The organism is Acinetobacter sp. CFCC 10889 (genome assembly GCF_003268395.1).
In the GTDB taxonomy this organism is placed as follows: Bacteria; Pseudomonadota; Gammaproteobacteria; order Pseudomonadales; family Moraxellaceae; genus Acinetobacter.
Map to the genome: position 1 here is coordinate 20,100 of NZ_LQXQ01000040.1, position 19,768 is coordinate 39,867.

The window sequence follows — 19,768 nt, forward strand, 5'->3', positions numbered from 1 at the left end:
TATATGCCTAATGATTTGAATTAAATAGCTAAGTTTGCCTAAAAATTGGCACATTGGCGGTATTTTGTTACATTTTACATTCTAAATTGTAAATAAATATTTAAAACAAAGTAGAGAGGCTTAAAAATACACCTGAGGCGAATAATAAACCAAGGACGATTCGTTTAAATTGTATTTCAGATATTTTATAAAATAAGCGTGCGCCTAAAATCGCAGGAATACTAACAGTGATGATGAGGACAAGAATATAAGGAAAATGGCTGCTATTGATAGTGCCATGCCAGATGTAGATGAGTAATGTAAATAATTGGATGGCGAAGTTAAAATGGCGTAGCACATAACGTTGTTGTTCTTTAGGCAGTTGTTTTAGCATGACCCATGCTGAAGGAAGTGCACCGCAAAAACCACCTAAGCCACCAAGTACACCGCCTAGAAAACCAATGATACTGTCTGCAATTTTGCCCATTTTTTTTAATCGTGGCAGTTCAGGGGCAAAATAAAGGGTCGGACACCATAAGATAAGAAAAATACCTAAAATAATTTTAAAAATATCTTGGTGAATATAATGTAATAGTGCCGTACCGAGTGGGACACCAATCAAACCTGCAAGAATATAAGGTTTAGCCAAAGAAAAAGGGAGTGTATGTTTTTGTTCTTTGCTAAGTGCAATGCAGTGGCTCCAAAGCGATGCAAAGACGAGTAGAGGTGCAGCCACTTGTGCGGGTAGAACCCAAATCCAAAATGACATGGCGATCAAGGCAAACGCAAAACCTGTTAAACCTTGTACAAAACCTGCAATCATTGCACCAAGACAAAAAATGACCCAAGTCATGTGTTATGCCAAGAAATGAGGAAATGTATTTGAATGGATGCGGAATAAGACATGCGACTTCATAGATCTAAATGCAAGTTCATTTTAAAGGATTTTGCTGTATGAATGTATTTTCAAGCGATGAAATAATTTATTTAGGACAAAATCAAAATGTCAGACATAAAAATATGATTTGAATGATTGATGATGGAACAGCCAAAATAAACATTAAGGTTATTTAGCTTGTAATAAGTGCGTTTGTAGAATTCTACGTAATTCTAAAATCACTTCAGGTTTTTCATGAATTGAGTGTCCACCTTGTAACACCTTTTCAGAAATTGCTCCCTCTAAATGCGAACTGCTATATGGGACAATACCATCAGACATGATATTTGGATCATGACTTTGGGTTTTATTACCAATAATGGAGTGATAAGGAATGAGTGGCACTGGCATAATTTGGGTGGTCAAGGTCATAAAACGAGCATCACGGCTTAAATCGGCAGGACCTGAACGGACTAAACCCGCAGATGAGCTTTTTTGATGTGGAATTTGAATATTGACATCATTTAAAAATGTTGTTGGTAGCACGACCAGTTTTTTCGCAAGATTAGTAAACCAACGATCAGCGAACTCTGTGCCATGATGTGGTGCAGCAATAAAAATTGCTCGACTCACGGGCTTTAATGGTTTGAAAATAAAACGTTCACGAATCACAGGATTACGCTGTAATTGAGTGTGTTGTTCATAATTCATGTAGGGAATTGCTCGCTCAGAAATATCCGCATCACTGATCAGTAAGCGACTGATTACGCCACCCATACTGTGTCCAATCAGTACAGCATCTTTGGCAGATGGACTATTCGGTTGGATTTGTGCAAAAGCTTGATTAAGTAGAGCATTGATCTGATAACGACTTTCAAAAATGGGCATATTGGTGGAGTAAAATACTTGCCAAACTTGAAAGTTTTCACGTAGTTTCGTATCACCCATAATATTATTGGTCAAAGAAATCCATGTTTCAGGACTACTTGCCAAACCATGAATCATCACAATAATTTTTTTCTTGGGTTGATAAGGTTCTAATTGATACAAATGCGGCATTCGTAATTTTTCTTCACGATTGAGCAATGTCCAATACCCTGCTGAACCGAGTTTATTTTCTGCCAACCATAAGCCAAAGGGCACAGAATAATTAGCGGTTAAGGTGTAATCATGCTGATGAATGTGGGCAGTTTTATAGAGATTCGGGTCATAAAATTCAACTTTAAATACAGCTTTGCCTGACAAAATATCAGTCACAGAACTTTGTGCATCGATAGGTTGTACCACAGTGCTGACAGGGAGATAACGTGCCTCATGGATATTGGGATTAGGTCGATCTTTATAAGCTTGTGTAGGATCTAAAAGAAATACATTACTTGTCGCTGTGGCATTTTGTTCATTTTGAAGTGCTTTAACCATCACAAACTCTGCACCTAAACCTTCTTGGCGGTTAATGCTATAAAAGCCTGAAAAATTCAGGGTATAGCTTGATTGTAGTTTGCTGATCTGTGCATTTTGTAAAGTTGGATAATGGGCTAAGTCAAATTGATATGTGGATGAACCAAGTTTAAGTTGTTGAGGAATTTTACGATAAGCAAAGCGTTCATGTGCTTTGGTCATGAGTTGTGATAATGCTACATTATAAAAAGTTCGCACTTGTCCCTGACGTAGATCGAATAAACGTGTTTCAGGTGTTTGTGAAGATAAAAATAAATACACATAGCTATAACGTAAGCTTTGATCAAAATAACCGAGTTGCTGATCTTGGCAGTTTTGCTGTGGCGTGGTAGTTGCTGTATTTTGCTTTGAAGTTAAAGCTAAGGGCGAGCTGCAATGAGTTTGCTTTTTTAAGTGAATGGCTTTGCTTAAATATAACTCACTGGCAGCAGAATAAAATTGGTCTTTATCTAAAATATCATTTTTTGCGAGTTGTTCGATACAGCTGTCGATTTGTGCTAAGCACTGATTTGATGAGATATTTTGTAAACGTAAAAAGCTGCGAGTTGCTTCACTGAGTTGGTTGTTGGTTAAGATATTATCTGTTTTTTCGGTTAATGATGACTGTAAATGATGTGTTCTGACTTTAACCAGTTGACAAGCACTTAACAAGCTTATGCCAATACTGCTGAGTAAACTGAATCGAATTATTTTAACAAGATCAAAATTTATCATGGTTTGTTACTCACAAATCAGGTCATCAGCAGCCATTTTTCAATGCAGCATAGCTTGTGCATGGCAGGATTGCTATATACAGCAGATGAAATTTTAAATCGGATTTTAAAGCAAATAGAATAATGCTATTCATTCATAAAAATTCTCAGATTTAAAAAATACGCTTTCGCCATTTAAAGATGCATTTTGCATTTACATTTTCAGCTTTAAAAACTGTTTGCCCAAAAAGCAGGCATTTTAGTTTTATTATTTTACGATTTTCTCTGCAAATTGCTGTTTTAAATATTGGCACACTTTCTGCATTTCTCAGTATTACCAAAAATAAGTTTTGTAATACCACGGGAGATGCACATGAATACTTCAACAAGCACAAGCAATATGCATCCGCTAAAAAAATTCATTGTTGAATTATTTAGCGTGCGGGCAGGCGTACATATTAAACAAGAACAAAAAGGATAAATCTGTGCCGAAAACTAAGTTGGCACGGGTCAGTGTGACAGTGCCTGAAATGACGCTGTTCGCATTGGATCAAAAAATTGTCGATCAACATTATGAAAGCCGTTCACAAGCGATAGTTGACATGATTCATAAGCATTTGATTGCTGAACAAGACAGCTCAAATGCCGTGATGGTTGGAACGCTGACCTTATTGTATCGCCTTGAGCAAAGTAGTTTACGTAACCAACTTTTTGATTTACAACAACAGTTTTTAACACAAGTGATTAGCTCATTACACATTCAATTGGATGAGCAAAAGATTTTACAAGTGATGTTGATGCAAGGTGCGAGCAGTGAACTTCGACAGATTTCAGCACAATTTATTGCACTCAAAGGCGTGATTAAAGGGCATTTAGAACTGATGGATGCGGTCATGCCACCCATTTTACAAAATAGTGAAAGATGAGGACGATTTACCATGCAAAAGCAATGGACGATTCAAGACTGGCAAATAGCCTATGCAGAACAGCAGATTCAAATTAATGATTTATATGATTATGTTGCAAAAATTGACAATTATGATCATGCATGGATTGAATTAGCAAGTCCTGAACTTTTACAGGTGCAAATAGAGTATTTGGTTGAAAAAAATAGTACTGATTTGCCTTTATATGGCATTCCATTCGCAGTGAAAGATAATATTGATGTCGCAGGTTTTCATACGACAGCTGCCTGTAAAGAAGCAAGTTACTTGGCGCAGCAAGATGCATTTGTGGTTGCAAAACTTAAGGCGGCAGGTGCAATTGTGATTGGCAAGACCAATTTGGATCAATTTGCGACAGGTCTTGTTGGTGTACGTTCACCTTTTGGTGCGGTGAAAAATAGTTTTAATCCAGAATATATCAGTGGTGGTTCAAGTTCTGGCTCTTCGGTGGTGGTGGCGAATGGACGGGTTCCTTTTGCTTTAGGTACAGATACAGCGGGGTCAGGGCGAGTACCTGCTGGGCATAATAATATTGTCGGTTTGAAGCCAACCAAAGGCTGGTTTTCCAATACAGGTTTGATTCCTGCATGTCGGACTATTGATGTGATTTCGATTTTTGCCTTAACTGTGGATGATGCATGGCAAGTTGCACAAATTATGCAAGGCTATGATGAAAATGATGCTTATTCACGCCAACATCCTGCCAATGTGCCGAGTCAATTTTCTAAAGGTAAAATCGCTATTCCTGCGCAGCTTGAGTTTTATGGTGATGTAGAGACTGAAAAAGCCTTTCAAATCGCCATAGAACGTGTGGAAGCACTTGGTTATCAAGTAGAGAAAATTGATTTTTCTATTTTTAATGAGTTGGCGCAAGCACTCTACAATGACGCATGGGTGGCAGAGCGTACGGTTGCAGTTGAAAGGATGATTCATCGTGAACAAGCGCATCCTGTGATTGCACAAATCATTGCCCAAGCGGATAAATTTCAAGCCACAGATGCCTTAAAAGCAGAATATACACGGGCAGAATTAGCACGAAAAATTAATTTGGCTTTAGTACCTTATGATGCCTTGATGGTACCGACTTCACCAACCATTTATAAAATTGCGGAGGTTGAAGCTGATCCAATTGTGAAAAATAGTCACATGGGGGCATATACCAATTTTGTTAATTTTGCGGATTTATCAGCAATTGCTGTGCCGAATGTGATTCGTGGTGATGCTTTACCAAGTGGTGTGACATTTATTGCACCAGCGTGGATGGATCAGGCTTTAGCAAATTTTGCACAAACTTGGCAAACACATATACAGCTCAACTTAGGGATATCGACACAACCCTATAAAAAAACAATCAATATTCATTCACAACATTCCATACAACTGGCAGTGGTTGGCGCACACCTCACGGGAATGCCATTGAATTTCCAACTGACCACACGAGGGGGAACGTTATTACAAAAGACCACTTCAGCAGCCCATTATCAATTATTTGCCCTTAAAAATACTGTACCACCTAAACCCGCTTTGCAATGTGTACAGACGGGTGGCAATGCCATTGAACTCGAAGTTTGGGATATTCCACTGGCAAATTTTGGTGCAATCGTGGCAGAAGTGCCTGCACCTTTAGGCATTGGTAATGTGCAACTTGCGGACGGGACATGGGTGAAAGGTTTTATTTGTGAGGGCTATACACTTACAGATGCGACCAATATCAGCCATTTTGGTGGATGGCGTGCCTATATTCATTCTTTACAAGCCACCAATAGCAAATTTAAATGTCATTCAATTGGGGAAATTGTATCATGATCAAACATACTTTCATGGCTGTTTCAGTCATGTCAACACTGTTACTCAGTGCATGTGACAATACAGCAAAAGTGCCAGAAAAACAAAGTAGTGCTAGTACAACAACCAATACGCAACCCATTACCATTGGCTATAGTGATTGGCCGGGATGGGTGGCTTGGCAGGTCGCAATTGAAAAAGGTTGGTTCAAAGAAGCAGGTTTAAATGTTGAATTTAAATGGTTTGATTATTCAGCATCCATGAATGCTTTTTCAGCCAATCAACTTGATGCAGTTTCTGTATCCAATGGCGATAACTTGGTGATTGCGTCAGGCGGTACACAAGGCATTATGATTATGGCAACAGATTATTCCGCAGGCAATGATGTCATTATTGCCAAAGAAGGAATTAACAGTCTTCAGGATTTAAAAGGTAAATCAATTGCCGTAGAAAAAGGCTTAGTGGATCATTTGTTACTTTCTAGTGCATTGGAAGATGCTCAGTTTAAGCAAGGGGATGTGAAATTGGTGAACTCGATGACCAATGAGCTACCACAAGTCTTTGCTAGTCCTGAAATTTCTGCAATCGCCGTGTGGCAACCTGTTGCTAATCAAGCGCTAAAATCAGTGGCAGGTTCAAAAATTATTTATAGTTCTAAGGATAAACCAGGACTAATTTATGACACTTTAACAGTGAATATGAGTCATTTATCTGCACACAAAGAGGAGTGGAAAAAATCATTCAAGTGTGGGATAAAACGGTGAAATATATCAATGATCCTGCCACTCGTGATGATGCTGTAAAGGTTATGGCAAATAAAGTTGGAGTTGATCCTACACAATATGCTCAGTTTATAGCGGGAACACATTTACTTGATTTGGCTGCCAATAAAAAAGTCTTTAGCAAAGGTGCAGGCTTTGATTCAATTTATGGTTCAACTTACCATGTCAATAAGTTTAATGTGCAAAATGGCGTCTATAAAACGGAAATCAATGCAGATGGATTGATTTTTCCAAGTTTGTTGGATGAGTTGAAGTGAGTAGATATTCTAAAATTTGAGAATTTATACCATTCGGTCAAAATTAGATAATATAAATTAAAGGTTTACACAGACTCGACATATATTGAAAAGTTTAAATTACTTTGCGTAGTCGATGCCATTCTTTTCAAGGATGAAAAGAAACAAAAATCCTTTGTTGGGTGAGAGGTTCATCCCTGAAACCTCCACCCAACGTGGCGACATCCATCTCGCCTCACGATAGCATCACCACGTTTAAAGCAATTAGTGCAGAAAAGTAAAAGAGGCTAATTTATATAAAGTTAATTTAATAGATTGGTATTAAATATTCATCGAAAAGCAATTTACCAAAGCAACAAAAAAGGAGCTAAATTGACTTTAGCTCCTCAACTCAATTAAGCAAACTGACCATTTTGAAAATCAATAAAAGCTTGCTGAATTTCCGCTTCAGTATTCATTACGAATGGACCATGCGCCACAATAGGCTCATTTAACGGTTCACCATTCATGATCAATAATTTGGCATCTTGCAAACACTCAATTTCAACCTGATCGACATCATGGCTTAAATATACAGTTTGTAGATTATGGAAAATTTGTCCATCAATTTTCACTTCACCACTCAGCACAAAGATGATGTTATTCCATGTTGGATTTAACTCGAAATGCTGTTTTGCATGTTGATTTAAACGAACATCAAGCAAATTCAGTGGACTAAAGGTGTGTGGAGGGCCTTTGACCGTGCGTTGACCATCTGCATAATGACCTGCAATGACACGAATCATGCCTTGATCATGTTCAAGTTGTACTTCAGGAATATTCTTTTCAGTCAATTCCTGATAGCGTGGCTCAGTCATTTTGGCATGACTCGGCAGATTGACCCAAAGCTGAATCATGTCCAAATTTCCACCTGTTTGTGCAAAATTTTTGGAGTGATGTTCCGCATGCATAATGCCACGACCTGCGGTCATCCATTGCACTTCATTTTTCCTAATCGTACCGCTGTTGCCTTTAGAATCATGATGTTGTAACTCTCCATCATAGACAATGGTTACTGTCTCAAATCCACGATGCGGATGCATACCGACACCACGCTGATGATCGCCACTCGGACTGAATGGATATTGTTCAGTGTAGCCCATAACCAAAAGCGGACTTGTTTGATTCCCCATTTCACTCATCGGTAACATTGAGTTGGTTGGGAAGCCATCACCGACCCATGTGCTGCGGTTACTGCTATATACTTTTTCAATAGTTTTCATAGTAATATCCTCAAATTGTATTTCACTTAATCATCAATATTGAGGCATGCGTGGTGGATTACAGGGCGGAAATGGCAACGGATTTTTCTATTTATAGGACAATGGATGCAAAATCTTAACGATTATTATTATTTCGTACAAGTTGTGAAATATCAGGGCTTTACCAAAGCAAGTGAAGCCTTGGGAATTACCAAGTCCAAATTATCAAGACGCATTTCGGAGCTTGAAACACGTTTAAATGTACGCCTGATTCAACGTAATACCCGCAAATTTGCTGTGACTGAAGTTGGACAGCAGTTCTATGAATTTTGTCTGAAAATTATGGATGATGTGAATAGTGCGGAGAATTTTATTCAAAGTACATTTTCAGATGAACCAACAGGTTTAGTACGGATTTCTTGTCCAGTTGCGTTGGTTGGGATGCCTGTGGGGCAGATGATCGCTGATTTTATGCAACACAATATGCAGGTTCGGGTAGATTTGGTCGCCACCAATCGCCGTGTAGATTTGATTGAAGAGGGAATAGATCTTGCGATTCGGGTTCGCAATACACCATTGGATGACAGCGATTTGATTGTACGTGAATTGGATGCATGGGAACATGCATTGGTTGCACATCCTGATCTGTTCTTAGATACAATTGTGCCGCAACATATAGAAGAATTAAACCATTTACCAAGTATCGGCTTTCATGCACACAAATCATTTTGGACATTACATCAGTGCGATGAACCTCATATGGTGCAAGAGATTGAATTTCAGCCAAGATTGAAAACGGATGATTTTACAGCAATCAAAGCTGCAGTTTTAAAAGGTGTTGGTATTGCTTCATTGCCTCGTGTGTTTGTACATGAAGAATTAAAACAAGGGGCTTTGATTGAGTTACTGCCTGAATGGCATTTGCCCAAAGGTGTGATTTATATTGTTTATACTTCTCGTTTAGGCATGTTGCCTGCGGTGCGGGCGGTGTTGGAGCATTTGCTTGCAGCGTTTAAAGATTTGAATTTGGAGCATTAAAAATCTTTAAATTTTAGCTTTTTGATGTGATGAAATACATGGATCAAGCCACCGTAACAGATTCGGTGGCATATTCTGATTGGAATTTTTCAAATCAATGGGGTCGATATTTCAGGCAGTTGCTATTGATCATAAGCATGTTAATGCGCACAAAATGCCATATTAAAATATTCAAAAAGTTCAGGTGTACTGAGCCAAAGCACCGCAGAAAGGGTAAATAAAACAATCAACCCAAGTGTGATACCAAGTTTTAACCATGAAAATGAATTAGTCATCTTGAACCACAGCCTCCTCATTGACAAAGAAATGGACGATGACACCAAAAATACTCAATGCAATCGAACATGCCCAAATAATATTATAATTCCCTGTTAAATCATGATTTAAACCACCCAACCAACCACCAAAAAATGAACCGACTTGATGGGTGAAAAACACAATACCACTGAGCATGGTTAAATATTTCACACCAAACATATTGGCAACGATGCCATTGGTCAGGGGAACCGTAGATAACCATAATATACCCATGATGATGCCAAAGCTATAAATCGTCCACACACTGAGTGGCAACATCAGAAAAGCCACAATCGCAATCCCACGTAAGCCATACAGCCACATCAACAAATGAGGTTTGGAAAATTTATCCCCTAAATAACCTGCACCATAAGTTCCAACAATATTAAACAAACCGACCAACGCAAGGAAAACGGTACCATTGGATGCATCAAAACCATGATCAACCAAATAACCGGGTAAATGAATCCCTAAAAAAACCACCTGAAAACCACAGACTAAAAAGCCCAAAGCTAAAAATAGAAACGGTTTATGCGAAAATGCAATTTTTAGAATTTGTTTAAATGTCAAAGCAGGTTGAGCTACTTTGGCGTTGGCATTTGGTGCAGTATACATTGGCGCTTTAAGCATCCATGCCAAAGGTACGATCAATGCGACTAAAATGGCACTGATGACCAAGGCAGCTGACCAACCCATATTTTTAATCAATAATAAAGTGGTTGGAAGCATGATGAATTGCCCAAAAGAGCCTGCGGCACTTGCAATACCCATTGCCATACCACGTTTACTCGGATGTGCTGCACGACCTACGGCAGACAACAACACGGAAAATGAGGTGGCTGAAAGCGCCAATCCGATGATTAAACCTGCACTCAGATCCAATAACCATGCTTCGGAGCTGACCGACATCAATAATAAACCGATGGTATAGAGCACCCCACCCACAGCGACGACGATTTTACTGCCATATTTATCGGCTAATGCACCTGTGAAGGGTTGAACCGCACCCCACAATAAGTTTTGCATGGCGATGGCAAGGCTAAAGACTTGATGATTCCAATTGAACTCATGACTCATTGGAACAAGATATAGCCCAAAACCATGCCTAATCCCTAATGATAAGGCGAGTACAAAGGCACTGCCAATCAGCATATAGATCAATGGTTTGGAGAATTTGGTTTCATCAATTATGTGAGTAGTCATACAACATCCATGGCATAAGGCTAAAAAGATTGTATCGGATTCACGAAAACGACAAAATAAAAATTTAACAATCAATAAAATAAAGTTATTCAGCAGACGATTTTGATAAGATGATTGCTTTAACTTTTATTCAATTATTTTCAATATGCTTTTATTTTTAAAGAAAAAAGGTCACTTTTCAGTGACCTTTTTATTTCATTAATAAATGCTATTAATGAAAGCTTTGGCTAAAAATTATTGTCCAAAACGAGATAAATCTTCTTCAGGACGTGCGGTCAGAACTTCGACACCTGTTTTGGTGACCAATAATGTATGTTCATATTGTGCAGATAAACTATGATCTTTGGTCACCACAGTCCATTTATCCCCTAAAAGTTTGGTTTTCCAATCGCCACCATTGACCATGGGTTCAATGGTAAAGGTCATGCCTTCTTCTAGCACCATACCTGAGTTGGGTTGACCATAGTGCAGAACTTGAGGTTCATCATGGAACACAGTCCCAATACCATGACCACAATATTCACGAACCACGCCAAAACGCTCTGACTCGACATATTTTTGAATTGCAGCGCCAATATCACCAATGGTCGAACCTGGTTTCACGGTTTCCATGCCTTTGTACATGGCTTCTTGAGCCACTTTACACAGACGCTCTGCAAGAATAGATGTTTCACCACCGACGATATACATCATGTTGGTATCACCATGATAACCATCTTTAATGACTGTGACATCGATATTTAAAATGTCACCTTTTTTCAAAATTTTACTTTCTGATGGAATGCCGTGACACACTACATGATTCACAGATGTACAAATCACATGTTGAAATGCTGGACGACCTGGTGCAGCACCATAGCCTAAACATGCAGGAATGGCATCTTGTTTATTGACAATCCAGTCATGACAAATCGTATCCAATTCAAGTGTAGATACACCTGGTTTGATATGCGGTTTGATCATATCCAGAATTTCAGCTGCAAGTCGTCCCGCCACGCGCATTTTTTCAATTTCATCTGCGGTTTTGATTAAACGACGGGGAGCTTCGTAAGTACTGTTCATGATCTTTAAAAACTTTTGGAAATTTGTATGTGACTATGGTATAAATAGCCGCCCAAATTATCAAATGCTTTTCGTTACTTTCTTTTTGAAAGAAACAATGGAAATTTTGATCAGGGTAATTTAAAAATCCGCACATATGTCGACACATTCCTCTGGGTGCCCGTAAGGGTGGAGAATGCGGACATATGGAGGCCTAACCCAAACTTTAAGGTAAAGAAAATGGCAGATTACAACGTAAGTATGCGTGACCTTCTTCAAGCAGGTGCGCACTTTGGTCACCAAACTCGCTTCTGGAATCCAAAAATGCGTCAATACATTTTTGGTGCACGTAACAAAATTCACATCATCAACCTTGAGCACACTGTTCCTGCGTTAAATGATGCTTTGAACTTTGTAAACAATCTTGCAAGCAAAAAGAACAAAGTATTATTCGTTGGTACTAAACGCGCTGCTTCAAACATCATCCGTGAACAAGCTCAACGCGCTGGTCAACCATATGTTGATCACCGTTGGTTAGGTGGTATGTTGACTAACTGGAAAACTCTTCGTCAGTCAATCAACCGTCTAAAAGACCTTCAAACTCAATCACAAGATGGTACTTTTGCTAAACTGACTAAACGTGAAGCATTAGAACGTACTCGTGAAATGGAAAAACTTGAACGTGGTCTTGGCGGTGTTAAGAACATGGGTGGTTTACCTGACGCATTGTTCATCATTGACGTTGATCACGAAGCGATTGCAATCAAAGAAGCTAAGAACCTTGGTATTCCTGTAATCGGTATCGTTGATACAAACTCTAACCCAGATAACGTTGATTTCGTTATTCCTGGTAATGATGATGCGATTCGTGCTGTAACTCTTTATGCTTCTGCTATGGCTGATGCGATTATTGCTGGTAAAGAATACGCTCAAACTCAAGCGAATGCACAAGCGAAAGGCGAAGAAGCGAAAGAAGCTCCTGAGGCTTAATGCGTTTGTTGACGCAAGCTTGTCATTTTTGCGACATGTAATGGTGGCAAATTAAGCGTCGAGAAAGCAAAACGGCCCAGATTCAATGTTTGGGCCGTTTTTGTTAAAAGAATTCATATTTCTACCGTATTTAGGAGAACAACATGACTGCAGTTACTGCGAGCATGGTAAAAGAATTACGTGACCGTACTGGCCTTGCAATGATGGAATGCAAAAAAGCATTAACAGAAGCAAACGGTGACATCGAATTAGCGATTGATAACCTTCGTAAATCAGGTCAAGCAAAAGCTGCTAAAAAAGCGGGTAACATTGCTGCTGATGGCGCAATCACAATTGCTCAAGAAGGCAACAAAGCACTTCTTTTAGAAGTAAACTGCCAAACTGACTTCGTTGCAAAAGACGAAAACTTTGCTGGTTTCTCTGCACAAGTTGCTGCTGCTGCTTTAGCTGCAAACGAAACTGATGCGGCTAAAATCGCTGAATTGAAACTTGCTGACGGTTCAACTGTAGAAGAAGCGCGTATTGCTCTTGTTCAAAAAATCGGTGAAAACATCCAAGTTCGTCGTGCAACAATCGTTGAAGGTGACAACCTTGCAGTTTACAAACACGGTTTACGTATCGGTGTTGTTGTATCTTACACAGGTGATGCTGAAACTGGTAAAGGTATTGCAATGCACGTTGCTGCGTTCAACCCTGTTGCTGTAAATGCTGAAGGTGTATCTGCTGATCTTATCGCGAAAGAGAAAGAAATTGCAGAAGCGAAAGCGATTGAATCTGGTAAACCAGCAAATATCGTTGAAAAAATGGTGACTGGTTCAGTTGAAAAATACTTGAACGAAGTTGTACTTGAGCGTCAAATGTACGTAATCGACAACGAGAAAAAAGTTGCTGACGTACTGAAAGCTACAGGTACTACAGTTGCTCAATTCGTTCGCTTCCAAGTAGGTGAAGGTATTGAGAAAAAAGCTGAAATGAGCTTTGCTGATGAAGTTGCTGCTGCTCAAGCTGCTGCTGCGCAATAATTTTACTGATTTAGTAAAATGAAAGAACCCCTCATAATTGAGGGGTTTTTTGTTTTTATCGGAATAGAAGTGTGAATAATAATTGGGTGTATAGACAGCATTCTTCTATAATGTAGAAAATCTGGAATTAAATAGCATTCGTATGGCAAATAAAACCAATCTGGGCATTGGCGGTGTAATTGTATTTCTTGCAGCAGCATATTTTGGCTTTGATCTGACCCAACAGAATAATGGATCTACAGGTCAACAGTCATCACAGTCGTCACAAGTACCACATGCAGAACAGCATTCTTCTGACAAAGGGCAGCAGAAAACTGAGCAACTGCAATCCAATGGCGCAGATCATACTGATTCAGCTCAGCATCAGGGGCAGAACGCTGATCAAAGCAGTCAAAATCGTCACGGACTTGAGGTTATACGCAAATCTTTTGAGCGTAAAATCAGCAATGTACAGGTACAGTCTGCAGGGCAGGTTAAGGCAGTGTTACGTGATGACAATGAAGGCTCACGTCATCAAAAATTTATTCTGTCATTGGACAATGGTTTAACTGTATTGGTGGCACATAATATTGATTTGGCACCACGTATCGAAAACTTAAAGAAAGGCGATACGGTTGAATTTTTTGGTGAATATGAATACAGCGCACAGGGCGGTGTGATGCATTGGACTCATCATGACCCGCAGGGGCGTCATACAGATGGTTGGTTAAAACATCAGGGGCGAACTTATCAATAAATTAAATGGTAAATAGCGCAATTTTGTTCTATATCTTCTATATAGACATGCTAATTTATTTAGTTATTTGTTAAAAAGAAAGCTTGCATGCAGGAGTTTGCCAGTTATTTACACCTTGAGGAACTGGGTGGATTAGAGCTATTAAAGGCACAATATCATCACAAACAATTTTCCAAGCATGTACACGAAGGCTATTGTATTGGTGTGATTGAAGAGGGAGCACAAAGTTTTTTCCGTACAGGACAATTACATACTGCGCCCAAAGGTGACATTATTTTGGTCAATGCAGATGAAATTCATACGGGTTCATCTGCGGTGGAGTCAGGCTGGAAATATCGTGCCATTTATCCAACGCCAGAAATGTTGCTGGATGTTGGACAAGATTTTTTCACCCATAAAAATAGTGTACCGTGGTTTCCAAGTGCCGTAGTGCATGATGTTGGATTGGCACAACAATTATCATTACTGTTTGATTTATTGGAACAAAAGGACAATACTTTACTTAAGGAAAGCATGTATTTATCCACATTGGCCTATTTGATTCAGCGTCATGGACGTGCCAAAGTCACACCAATCCAGCATTCAGAAATTCATCATAAAATACACATCATCAAAGATTTGATGTGCCAAAAACCAGAGCATGATTATTCATTGACAGAGCTTGCGAACTATATCAATGTCAGTCCATGGCATTTTCTTAGAGAATTTAAAAAGCATACAGGGCTGCCGCCACACAGCTGGTTGGTACAACTGCGTTTGCAAAAAGCCCGTCAACTTTTAAAACAAGGCTGGAGTATTGCTGCAACTGCACATGCTTGTGGTTTTTCTGATCAAAGTCATTTTAATCGACATTTTAAAAAAGCGATGGGAACCACACCTACCCAATATATGCAAAATTTTTGATTCAATACAGCAAGTTTATACAATGAAATCATGATCAGAATAGGCAGACTAAGTTTATTCTTTTATGGTCATTTTGATATGGATCATTCTTTACATCGCGTATCAGCGCAACATCTCAGTACGCATCCTCGAATGGCATTTTTACAAGGCGTGCGAGATATTTTTCCTCTAACACTTGCTGTTTTACCATGGGGAATTCTTGCAGGCTCAATGGCGATAGAAACAGGACTGAGTTTTGCACAGGCATTTTCAATGTCTGCGATTATTTTTGCAGGTGCAGCACAGTTGGTCAGTTTGGGCATGCTCAAAGCTGGTGCATCAACTGTGAGTATCGTGATTACGATTTTATTTTTAACCAGCCAACATTTGATTTATGCTTTAAATTTCCGTGAACCAATCCATAAATTACCGATTTATCAGCGTTTAGCAGTAGGGTTTTTATTAACCGATGAGTTATTTGCGGTGGGAAGTGCCGTGAATAAGTCGCTACGTTTCGCATATTTATTTGGAGCAGGATTATGCTTTTATTTGGGATGGTGTTTATTTAGCCTGATAGGTATTGTTCTTGCCAATACAGTTCCAAATCTGGACCGATTACATTTGGATTTTTCAATTGTTGTGGTTTTTATTTTAATAATTGTTCCAATGATTAAAAATAAAGCGACATTTATCGGTGTGTTGATCACCATGATTTCAGCAGCACTTTTTAAATATTATCAATTTTCAGCAGGTTTAATTTGTTCAGGGCTTTTGGGAATGTTTGCAGCGATGTTGTGTGCAAAGCGATTTGTAAAAGACACAGGGGCAGCAAAATGACTTGGACTTTATTGTTGATTTTGGCAAGCATTGTATTTGTAAATCGTTATGTTTTTCTTGAACCAAAAATTTCGTTCAAGTTACCTGCTGTTTTTGCAAATATGTTGCAATATTCTGCACCATGTTTGTTGACCGCAATTTGTGTTCCTTTGGTTTTTTTTGAGCATGAGCAACTGCGAAATTTACCTGAAAATCCTTATTTTTTAGGGGCTTTATTGTGTATCTTTTTAGCAGTTTATTCTCAGAAATTTATACTGAACTTGGTGCTCGCTTTGCTTGGATTTTATTTGTTGCTTTATTGGATGAATGGGTGAAAATGAGCTGATTAATTTGAAAATAATCAACTCATTCAAAATAGCGCTAAAAAGCCAGTTTTTGGCGAGTTTTCCATTTAGGTAGTATACTTTACCTAGATATGCATCCATGCACCATACAGGACCAATCAGGAGGAATTGGAGGTCTTTAAAAAATGATGGCTTTTTGCCTTCCACTTTGTGGCCATAAAATTGACCAATCCAAGCCAAAATAAAGACACCCACATAAAATCCTGCACCAACAGGAAGTAAGTAAATGACCCAAGCCATAACGGCTACAAGTGCAACCATTGCTACAGCTAAAACTAAATCTAAACGTGCATAAAAAACTAAAGTGAGTACGATAATTAAAGCAGTCAGTAAGGCACTAAAATGGGCAAGAATACCAAGAATAGAAAATAAAATTGCAGGGACACATACCCAATGGATCATTTTGTTGGTTTTATTTTGATGACTTTCACTGTATTCATCAAACCATTCAGTAATTGACTTGTCTAACATTCTCTATATCTCCTTTTAATCAATAACTTGTAATTTTTTTGTTTAAATACAAGTATTTGATCTTTATTTTACTTATTCATTAACAGGCATTAATACGCATTAATAGCTATTAATAAGTTGTGTTTTACGCCATACTTTTACACCTTACATATTTCTCGAAAAATGGCGTAAATATGGGTACCATTTCACAACGAAATCTAAAAGATGGCACTATCCGCTATCGTGCTGAAATTCGAATAAATAGGCAAGGCACTATTTATAAAGAATCCAAAACTTTTGCAACAATGCGTACAGCTTCAAATTGGCTTAAAAAGCGTGAGGCTGAAATACAAGACAATCCTGACATATTAAATGGTAAAGATAAAGGTGGTAAATTTACTATTGGTCAACTTATCAGTCGGTATTTAGAAGAGGTTGGCGATCAGTATTCAATAACAACTATTCGCTCATTAAGGATTTTATTAAAGCTACCAATAAGCAATGTGTACGCTGAAAAACTGAGTGCAATACATATAACAGAACATGTTAAAAGTAGGAAAATAGGGTTTCCAAAACTTGGACTAAACCCGATTACGCCATCAACTATTTTAAATGAATTACAGCACTTAAAATCAGTTTTGAATCACGCCAGATTGCTTTGGGGTGTAAGTATTAAGTATATGGAAATATCTGATGCTTTATTGCAATTAAGGAAAACTAGGCAAATAACGAAAGGAAATACAAGAGATCGGCTGTATGAGAGATCGGAGCTTGAAACATTATTAAAGTTTTTTACAAATACATGGAATCGTGGGAGATCTGTCTACCCAATGCACCTTCTTATATTATTTGCTATTTTTTCATGCAGAAGGCAAGCAGAAATCACACGGCTTGAGTTGGCTGATTACGACAGGGAACATAAAGTCTTCAAAGTCCGAGATTTAAAAAATCCAAATGGATCAAAGGGAAACCATAAGGAATTCATAGTTTCTGAACAATTAGAAAAACTGATTGAATTGGCATTAAGTCCAAAATATAGAAATAGAATGATTTTAGCTGAATGTAATTCTAAATATTTATTTCCTTTACGTGCAGGATCTATTGCTACAGAATTTAGTGAGACTTGCGAGTTGCTAGGTATTGAAGATTTACGTTTTCACGATCTTAGGCATGAAGGGGCGACAAGGTTGGCAGAACAAGGAATGACGATCCCTCAGATGCAGCAATATACATTGCATAATACTTGGTCTAGTCTACAACGTTATGTGTCCGTAAAAATACGAAGAAATGTGATGACATTTGAGGAGATGCTACATCTCATTGGTGAAATGTAGCAAAATCTTTGGCAGCAGTTTGATGCTCTTTATCAAGGGCATCAGCAAGATCTTTAATATTTACAAAATAGGGTGCAGTACGACTTTTCTGATCCATTTTGAAAACAGGGAATGGAAATTCGTTTGCATTAGCCATTTTATTGATCGTTGTTTTCTTTAGTGTTGGATAGTACTCATCCGCCACATCAGTTAGCTTAACCATGACACTTCGAAATTTTAAAAACAAAAAATCATAAGTTGAAAATTGTAGTACTCCCATCAACCTTCCTCCTTTTTGGATAAAGCAATCTTTTCCATCACGCCACCTCAACTTCACGAATTTCACGTGCAAAAATTGCATAAGCATCATCTTCGCCAAAGTGAATATCAATTAAGAAAAATCCATTTGGTGCAATTGGGTTCCATTTGGTGATGTCGCAGCTATCCATCATGATTTCCCAATCATCACTAGAAACAGAGCTTTCTAAAAAGAAAATAACTGTCTCAATATTGAAATGGTTAAGCATTGCGTTCCATGCTTCCTCCGATATTGATTCCTCATTTATATGATGTGCATCTAAGTAAGCAATGTATGCAGGGTGTGACCAAGTGCCCATGTCATCACGAATAATCTCCGCAGGTTCTAATTGATTGATTTTCATCACACCACCTTTCCTGATGTCAAAAGGCAAATATCATTTTCAATTTTAAATTCAGCACTTTGCAGAATTACCTTAACTGTTTTTACACTCAGTCTAGATGCCGTCATCAATTGACTTACCGATAATCCAAATGGCTCATTTTGCAGAACTTTGATCACTTTATTTTTTGCATTCTCAAAATTCTTACTTGCAACCTCTCTTTGAAACTCTTTAGCTGAATCCATTACCAACTCCATACTTCAAAATTAATCACAATCGTTCCGTTCACTACCAATAAAATTTCAAGCAACAAAAGACAAAACTCCATTTCCATCTCCTTTCACCATCTGGCGAATATCCTTTTCTGCTTTTTCTGTGCAGGTTTGGACTGGCGCACGAAGATGATCTTCAAATTCTTTACCGAGTCTAAAAGCTGCATCATTACCGCCTAGAGAATCAGTGACCAATACATAGTGAAAGCATTTTTTAGTATTTGGATCATTGGTTCGAGCAGTAAAGCCATCACCACTCAAGCATTTGACTTGATACCCCAGTTTGTCTAACCAGATGCGAAATGCATCTAGGTTCTTTCTTTTAACAACCTGTTTCATTGAGTAGCTCCATTCTCCAATTCAAATCGACGTGCACGAATGTAGCCCATCAACTTTGATTGAATGTCAGGATGGCGACCACCAACATCAATCTCTAAGACATCCAAAGCCGTAAGGTCGGGTGCATTTTGGATCTGCACCATTAATGATGGTGGTGTTTCAATTGGTTGAACATCAGCATTCAATTCATTCAAACGCTTAGTGATAGCAATCATTAGTGGTTTACGTTGTTCTTCAGACCACTGCATTGTGTACTTGTAAAGTGCGTTGGCTTCAGCAGGTGATTGAGCGACAGATGCGCGTTCAACTAACTCACCAAGTAATTCTTGATACTGGTTATTCTTGGCATCCGCTTCTTTGACCAAAGCC

20 protein-coding genes and 3 pseudogenes are annotated in these 19,768 nt (G+C 38.5%); 11 read left to right on the forward strand and 12 right to left on the reverse strand.

All coding sequences use genetic code 11. The features are described 5' to 3' along the window. Nucleotides 1–100: 100 nt before the first annotated feature. Entirely contained in the window at nt 101–832 is a 732-nt protein-coding gene (locus AVJ19_RS14515) for a sulfite exporter TauE/SafE family protein (protein WP_111860379.1), read from the reverse strand. Nucleotides 833–1,045: 213 nt separating this feature from the next. Then, complete coding sequence (locus AVJ19_RS14520; RefSeq protein WP_111860380.1) at nt 1,046–3,028, reverse strand: esterase/lipase family protein; 1,983 nt, start codon at nt 3,026–3,028, stop codon at nt 1,046–1,048. A 463-nt stretch (nt 3,029–3,491) separates the two neighbouring features. On the opposite strand from AVJ19_RS14520, the gene AVJ19_RS14525 reads away from it, so the two are divergent. The 3 genes and pseudogenes from AVJ19_RS14525 (at nt 3,492) to AVJ19_RS14535 (ending at nt 6,774) form a co-directional block, all read left to right on the forward strand. Beyond that, the gene (locus tag AVJ19_RS14525) at nt 3,492–3,932 is read left to right on the forward strand and encodes a CopG family ribbon-helix-helix protein (RefSeq protein WP_111860381.1); all 441 of its coding nucleotides are present in this window, start codon (nt 3,492–3,494) and stop codon (nt 3,930–3,932) included. Nucleotides 3,933–3,944: 12 nt separating this feature from the next. Beyond that, nucleotides 3,945–5,756 (forward strand): allophanate hydrolase, encoded by a 1,812-nt coding sequence (atzF, locus tag AVJ19_RS14530; protein ID WP_111860382.1) that lies wholly within the window; start codon nt 3,945–3,947, stop codon nt 5,754–5,756. Further along, nucleotides 5,753–6,774 (forward strand): annotated as a pseudogene (locus tag AVJ19_RS14535) (ABC transporter substrate-binding protein). The gene atzF and the pseudogene AVJ19_RS14535 overlap by 4 nt, the downstream one beginning before the upstream one ends. 374 nt (nt 6,775–7,148) lie before the next feature. Here AVJ19_RS14535 and AVJ19_RS14540 read toward each other — a convergent pair. Beyond that, nucleotides 7,149–8,015: a pirin family protein gene (locus AVJ19_RS14540; RefSeq protein WP_111860383.1), complete on the reverse strand. Its 867-nt coding sequence runs from the start codon at nt 8,013–8,015 to the stop codon at nt 7,149–7,151. 105 nt (nt 8,016–8,120) lie between these two features. On the opposite strand from AVJ19_RS14540, the gene AVJ19_RS14545 reads away from it, so the two are divergent. After that, nucleotides 8,121–9,032 (forward strand): LysR substrate-binding domain-containing protein, encoded by a 912-nt coding sequence (locus AVJ19_RS14545; protein ID WP_111860384.1) that lies wholly within the window; start codon nt 8,121–8,123, stop codon nt 9,030–9,032. 140 nt (nt 9,033–9,172) lie between these two features. Here AVJ19_RS14545 and AVJ19_RS22690 read toward each other — a convergent pair whose 3' ends face one another. The 3 genes from AVJ19_RS22690 to map all read right to left on the reverse strand — a co-directional run bounded on the left by AVJ19_RS22690 (nt 9,173) and on the right by map (nt 11,594). Next, a complete protein-coding gene (locus tag AVJ19_RS22690) occupies nt 9,173–9,307 on the reverse strand; it encodes a hypothetical protein (protein ID WP_265736090.1) in 135 nt (44 codons plus the stop codon). Continuing rightward, nucleotides 9,300–10,532 (reverse strand): MFS transporter, encoded by a 1,233-nt coding sequence (locus tag AVJ19_RS14550; RefSeq protein WP_416240584.1) that lies wholly within the window; start codon nt 10,530–10,532, stop codon nt 9,300–9,302. The genes AVJ19_RS22690 and AVJ19_RS14550 overlap by 8 nt, the downstream gene beginning before the upstream one ends. 234 nt (nt 10,533–10,766) lie before the next feature. Beyond that, nucleotides 10,767–11,594, reverse strand: a complete 828-nt coding sequence (gene map / locus AVJ19_RS14555) for a type I methionyl aminopeptidase (RefSeq protein WP_111860385.1) — start codon at nt 11,592–11,594, stop codon at nt 10,767–10,769. A 219-nt stretch (nt 11,595–11,813) separates the two neighbouring features. On the opposite strand from map, the gene rpsB reads away from it, so the two are divergent. The 6 genes from rpsB (at nt 11,814) to AVJ19_RS14585 (ending at nt 16,354) form a co-directional block, all read left to right on the forward strand. Then, entirely contained in the window at nt 11,814–12,563 is a 750-nt protein-coding gene (rpsB, locus tag AVJ19_RS14560) for a 30S ribosomal protein S2 (RefSeq protein ID WP_111860386.1), read from the forward strand. Nucleotides 12,564–12,706: 143 nt separating this feature from the next. After that, nucleotides 12,707–13,585: a translation elongation factor Ts gene (gene tsf, locus AVJ19_RS14565; protein WP_111860387.1), complete on the forward strand. Its 879-nt coding sequence runs from the start codon at nt 12,707–12,709 to the stop codon at nt 13,583–13,585. A 142-nt stretch (nt 13,586–13,727) separates the two neighbouring features. Continuing rightward, a complete protein-coding gene (locus tag AVJ19_RS14570) occupies nt 13,728–14,321 on the forward strand; it encodes a DUF3465 domain-containing protein (protein WP_111860388.1) in 594 nt (197 codons plus the stop codon). Nucleotides 14,322–14,408: 87 nt separating this feature from the next. Continuing rightward, on the forward strand, nt 14,409–15,224 hold the full coding sequence (locus AVJ19_RS14575) for an AraC family transcriptional regulator (RefSeq protein WP_111860389.1): 816 nt from the start codon (nt 14,409–14,411) through the stop codon (nt 15,222–15,224). Nucleotides 15,225–15,302: 78 nt separating this feature from the next. Further along, nucleotides 15,303–16,040 carry an AzlC family ABC transporter permease gene (locus AVJ19_RS14580; protein WP_111860390.1) on the forward strand — a complete coding sequence of 246 codons (738 nt, stop codon included), beginning with the start codon at nt 15,303–15,305 and terminating at the stop codon, nt 16,038–16,040. Beyond that, the gene (locus tag AVJ19_RS14585) at nt 16,037–16,354 is read left to right on the forward strand and encodes an AzlD domain-containing protein (RefSeq protein WP_111860391.1); all 318 of its coding nucleotides are present in this window, start codon (nt 16,037–16,039) and stop codon (nt 16,352–16,354) included. Before AVJ19_RS14580 ends, AVJ19_RS14585 begins: the two co-directional genes overlap by 4 nt. Before the next feature lie 46 nt (nt 16,355–16,400). Here AVJ19_RS14585 and AVJ19_RS14590 read toward each other — a convergent pair. After that, nucleotides 16,401–16,855: pseudogene (locus AVJ19_RS14590) on the reverse strand (DUF962 domain-containing protein). A 173-nt stretch (nt 16,856–17,028) separates the two neighbouring features. Here AVJ19_RS14590 and AVJ19_RS14595 point away from each other — a divergent pair. Continuing rightward, complete coding sequence (locus tag AVJ19_RS14595) at nt 17,029–18,168, forward strand: tyrosine-type recombinase/integrase (protein ID WP_111860392.1); 1,140 nt, start codon at nt 17,029–17,031, stop codon at nt 18,166–18,168. Here AVJ19_RS14595 and AVJ19_RS14600 read toward each other — a convergent pair. The 5 genes and pseudogenes from AVJ19_RS14600 to AVJ19_RS14620 all read right to left on the reverse strand — a co-directional run. Beyond that, complete coding sequence (locus tag AVJ19_RS14600) at nt 18,152–18,427, reverse strand: pyocin activator PrtN family protein (RefSeq protein ID WP_111860393.1); 276 nt, start codon at nt 18,425–18,427, stop codon at nt 18,152–18,154. The two genes, AVJ19_RS14595 and AVJ19_RS14600, sit on opposite strands and share 17 nt — an antisense overlap. A gap of 37 nt (nt 18,428–18,464) precedes the next feature. After that, nucleotides 18,465–18,809 (reverse strand): hypothetical protein, encoded by a 345-nt coding sequence (locus tag AVJ19_RS14605; protein WP_111860394.1) that lies wholly within the window; start codon nt 18,807–18,809, stop codon nt 18,465–18,467. Then, on the reverse strand, nt 18,809–19,033 hold the full coding sequence (locus tag AVJ19_RS14610) for a hypothetical protein (RefSeq protein ID WP_111860395.1): 225 nt from the start codon (nt 19,031–19,033) through the stop codon (nt 18,809–18,811). Before AVJ19_RS14610 ends, AVJ19_RS14605 begins: the two co-directional genes overlap by 1 nt. A gap of 57 nt (nt 19,034–19,090) precedes the next feature. Beyond that, a complete protein-coding gene (locus AVJ19_RS14615) occupies nt 19,091–19,399 on the reverse strand; it encodes a hypothetical protein (RefSeq protein ID WP_111860396.1) in 309 nt (102 codons plus the stop codon). Then, nucleotides 19,396–19,768, reverse strand: a pseudogene (locus tag AVJ19_RS14620) (hypothetical protein); the annotation flags it as partial. The pseudogene AVJ19_RS14620 and the gene AVJ19_RS14615, both read right to left, overlap by 4 nt.

Excerpts from the sequence above, each read along its gene's own strand:
- AVJ19_RS14515 (WP_111860379.1), bottom strand. The coding sequence starts at position 832 with ATGACTTGGGTCATTTTTTGTCTTGGTGCAATGATTGCAGGTTTTGTA.
- AVJ19_RS14520 (WP_111860380.1), bottom strand. The coding sequence starts at position 3,028 with ATGATAAATTTTGATCTTGTTAAAATAATTCGATTCAGTTTACTCAGC.
- atzF (WP_111860382.1), top strand. The coding sequence starts at position 3,945 with ATGCAAAAGCAATGGACGATTCAAGACTGGCAAATAGCCTATGCAGAA.
- AVJ19_RS14540 (WP_111860383.1), bottom strand. The coding sequence starts at position 8,015 with ATGAAAACTATTGAAAAAGTATATAGCAGTAACCGCAGCACATGGGTC.
- AVJ19_RS14545 (WP_111860384.1), top strand. The coding sequence starts at position 8,121 with ATGCAAAATCTTAACGATTATTATTATTTCGTACAAGTTGTGAAATAT.
- AVJ19_RS22690 (WP_265736090.1), bottom strand. The coding sequence starts at position 9,307 with ATGACTAATTCATTTTCATGGTTAAAACTTGGTATCACACTTGGGTTG.
- AVJ19_RS14550 (WP_416240584.1), bottom strand. The coding sequence starts at position 10,532 with ATGACTACTCACATAATTGATGAAACCAAATTCTCCAAACCATTGATC.
- map (WP_111860385.1), bottom strand. The coding sequence starts at position 11,594 with ATGAACAGTACTTACGAAGCTCCCCGTCGTTTAATCAAAACCGCAGAT.
- rpsB (WP_111860386.1), top strand. The coding sequence starts at position 11,814 with ATGGCAGATTACAACGTAAGTATGCGTGACCTTCTTCAAGCAGGTGCG.
- tsf (WP_111860387.1), top strand. The coding sequence starts at position 12,707 with ATGACTGCAGTTACTGCGAGCATGGTAAAAGAATTACGTGACCGTACT.
- AVJ19_RS14570 (WP_111860388.1), top strand. The coding sequence starts at position 13,728 with ATGGCAAATAAAACCAATCTGGGCATTGGCGGTGTAATTGTATTTCTT.
- AVJ19_RS14575 (WP_111860389.1), top strand. The coding sequence starts at position 14,409 with ATGCAGGAGTTTGCCAGTTATTTACACCTTGAGGAACTGGGTGGATTA.
- AVJ19_RS14580 (WP_111860390.1), top strand. The coding sequence starts at position 15,303 with ATGGATCATTCTTTACATCGCGTATCAGCGCAACATCTCAGTACGCAT.
- AVJ19_RS14585 (WP_111860391.1), top strand. The coding sequence starts at position 16,037 with ATGACTTGGACTTTATTGTTGATTTTGGCAAGCATTGTATTTGTAAAT.
- AVJ19_RS14595 (WP_111860392.1), top strand. The coding sequence starts at position 17,029 with ATGGGTACCATTTCACAACGAAATCTAAAAGATGGCACTATCCGCTAT.
- AVJ19_RS14600 (WP_111860393.1), bottom strand. The coding sequence starts at position 18,427 with ATGGGAGTACTACAATTTTCAACTTATGATTTTTTGTTTTTAAAATTT.
- AVJ19_RS14605 (WP_111860394.1), bottom strand. The coding sequence starts at position 18,809 with ATGAAAATCAATCAATTAGAACCTGCGGAGATTATTCGTGATGACATG.
- AVJ19_RS14610 (WP_111860395.1), bottom strand. The coding sequence starts at position 19,033 with ATGGATTCAGCTAAAGAGTTTCAAAGAGAGGTTGCAAGTAAGAATTTT.
- AVJ19_RS14615 (WP_111860396.1), bottom strand. The coding sequence starts at position 19,399 with ATGAAACAGGTTGTTAAAAGAAAGAACCTAGATGCATTTCGCATCTGG.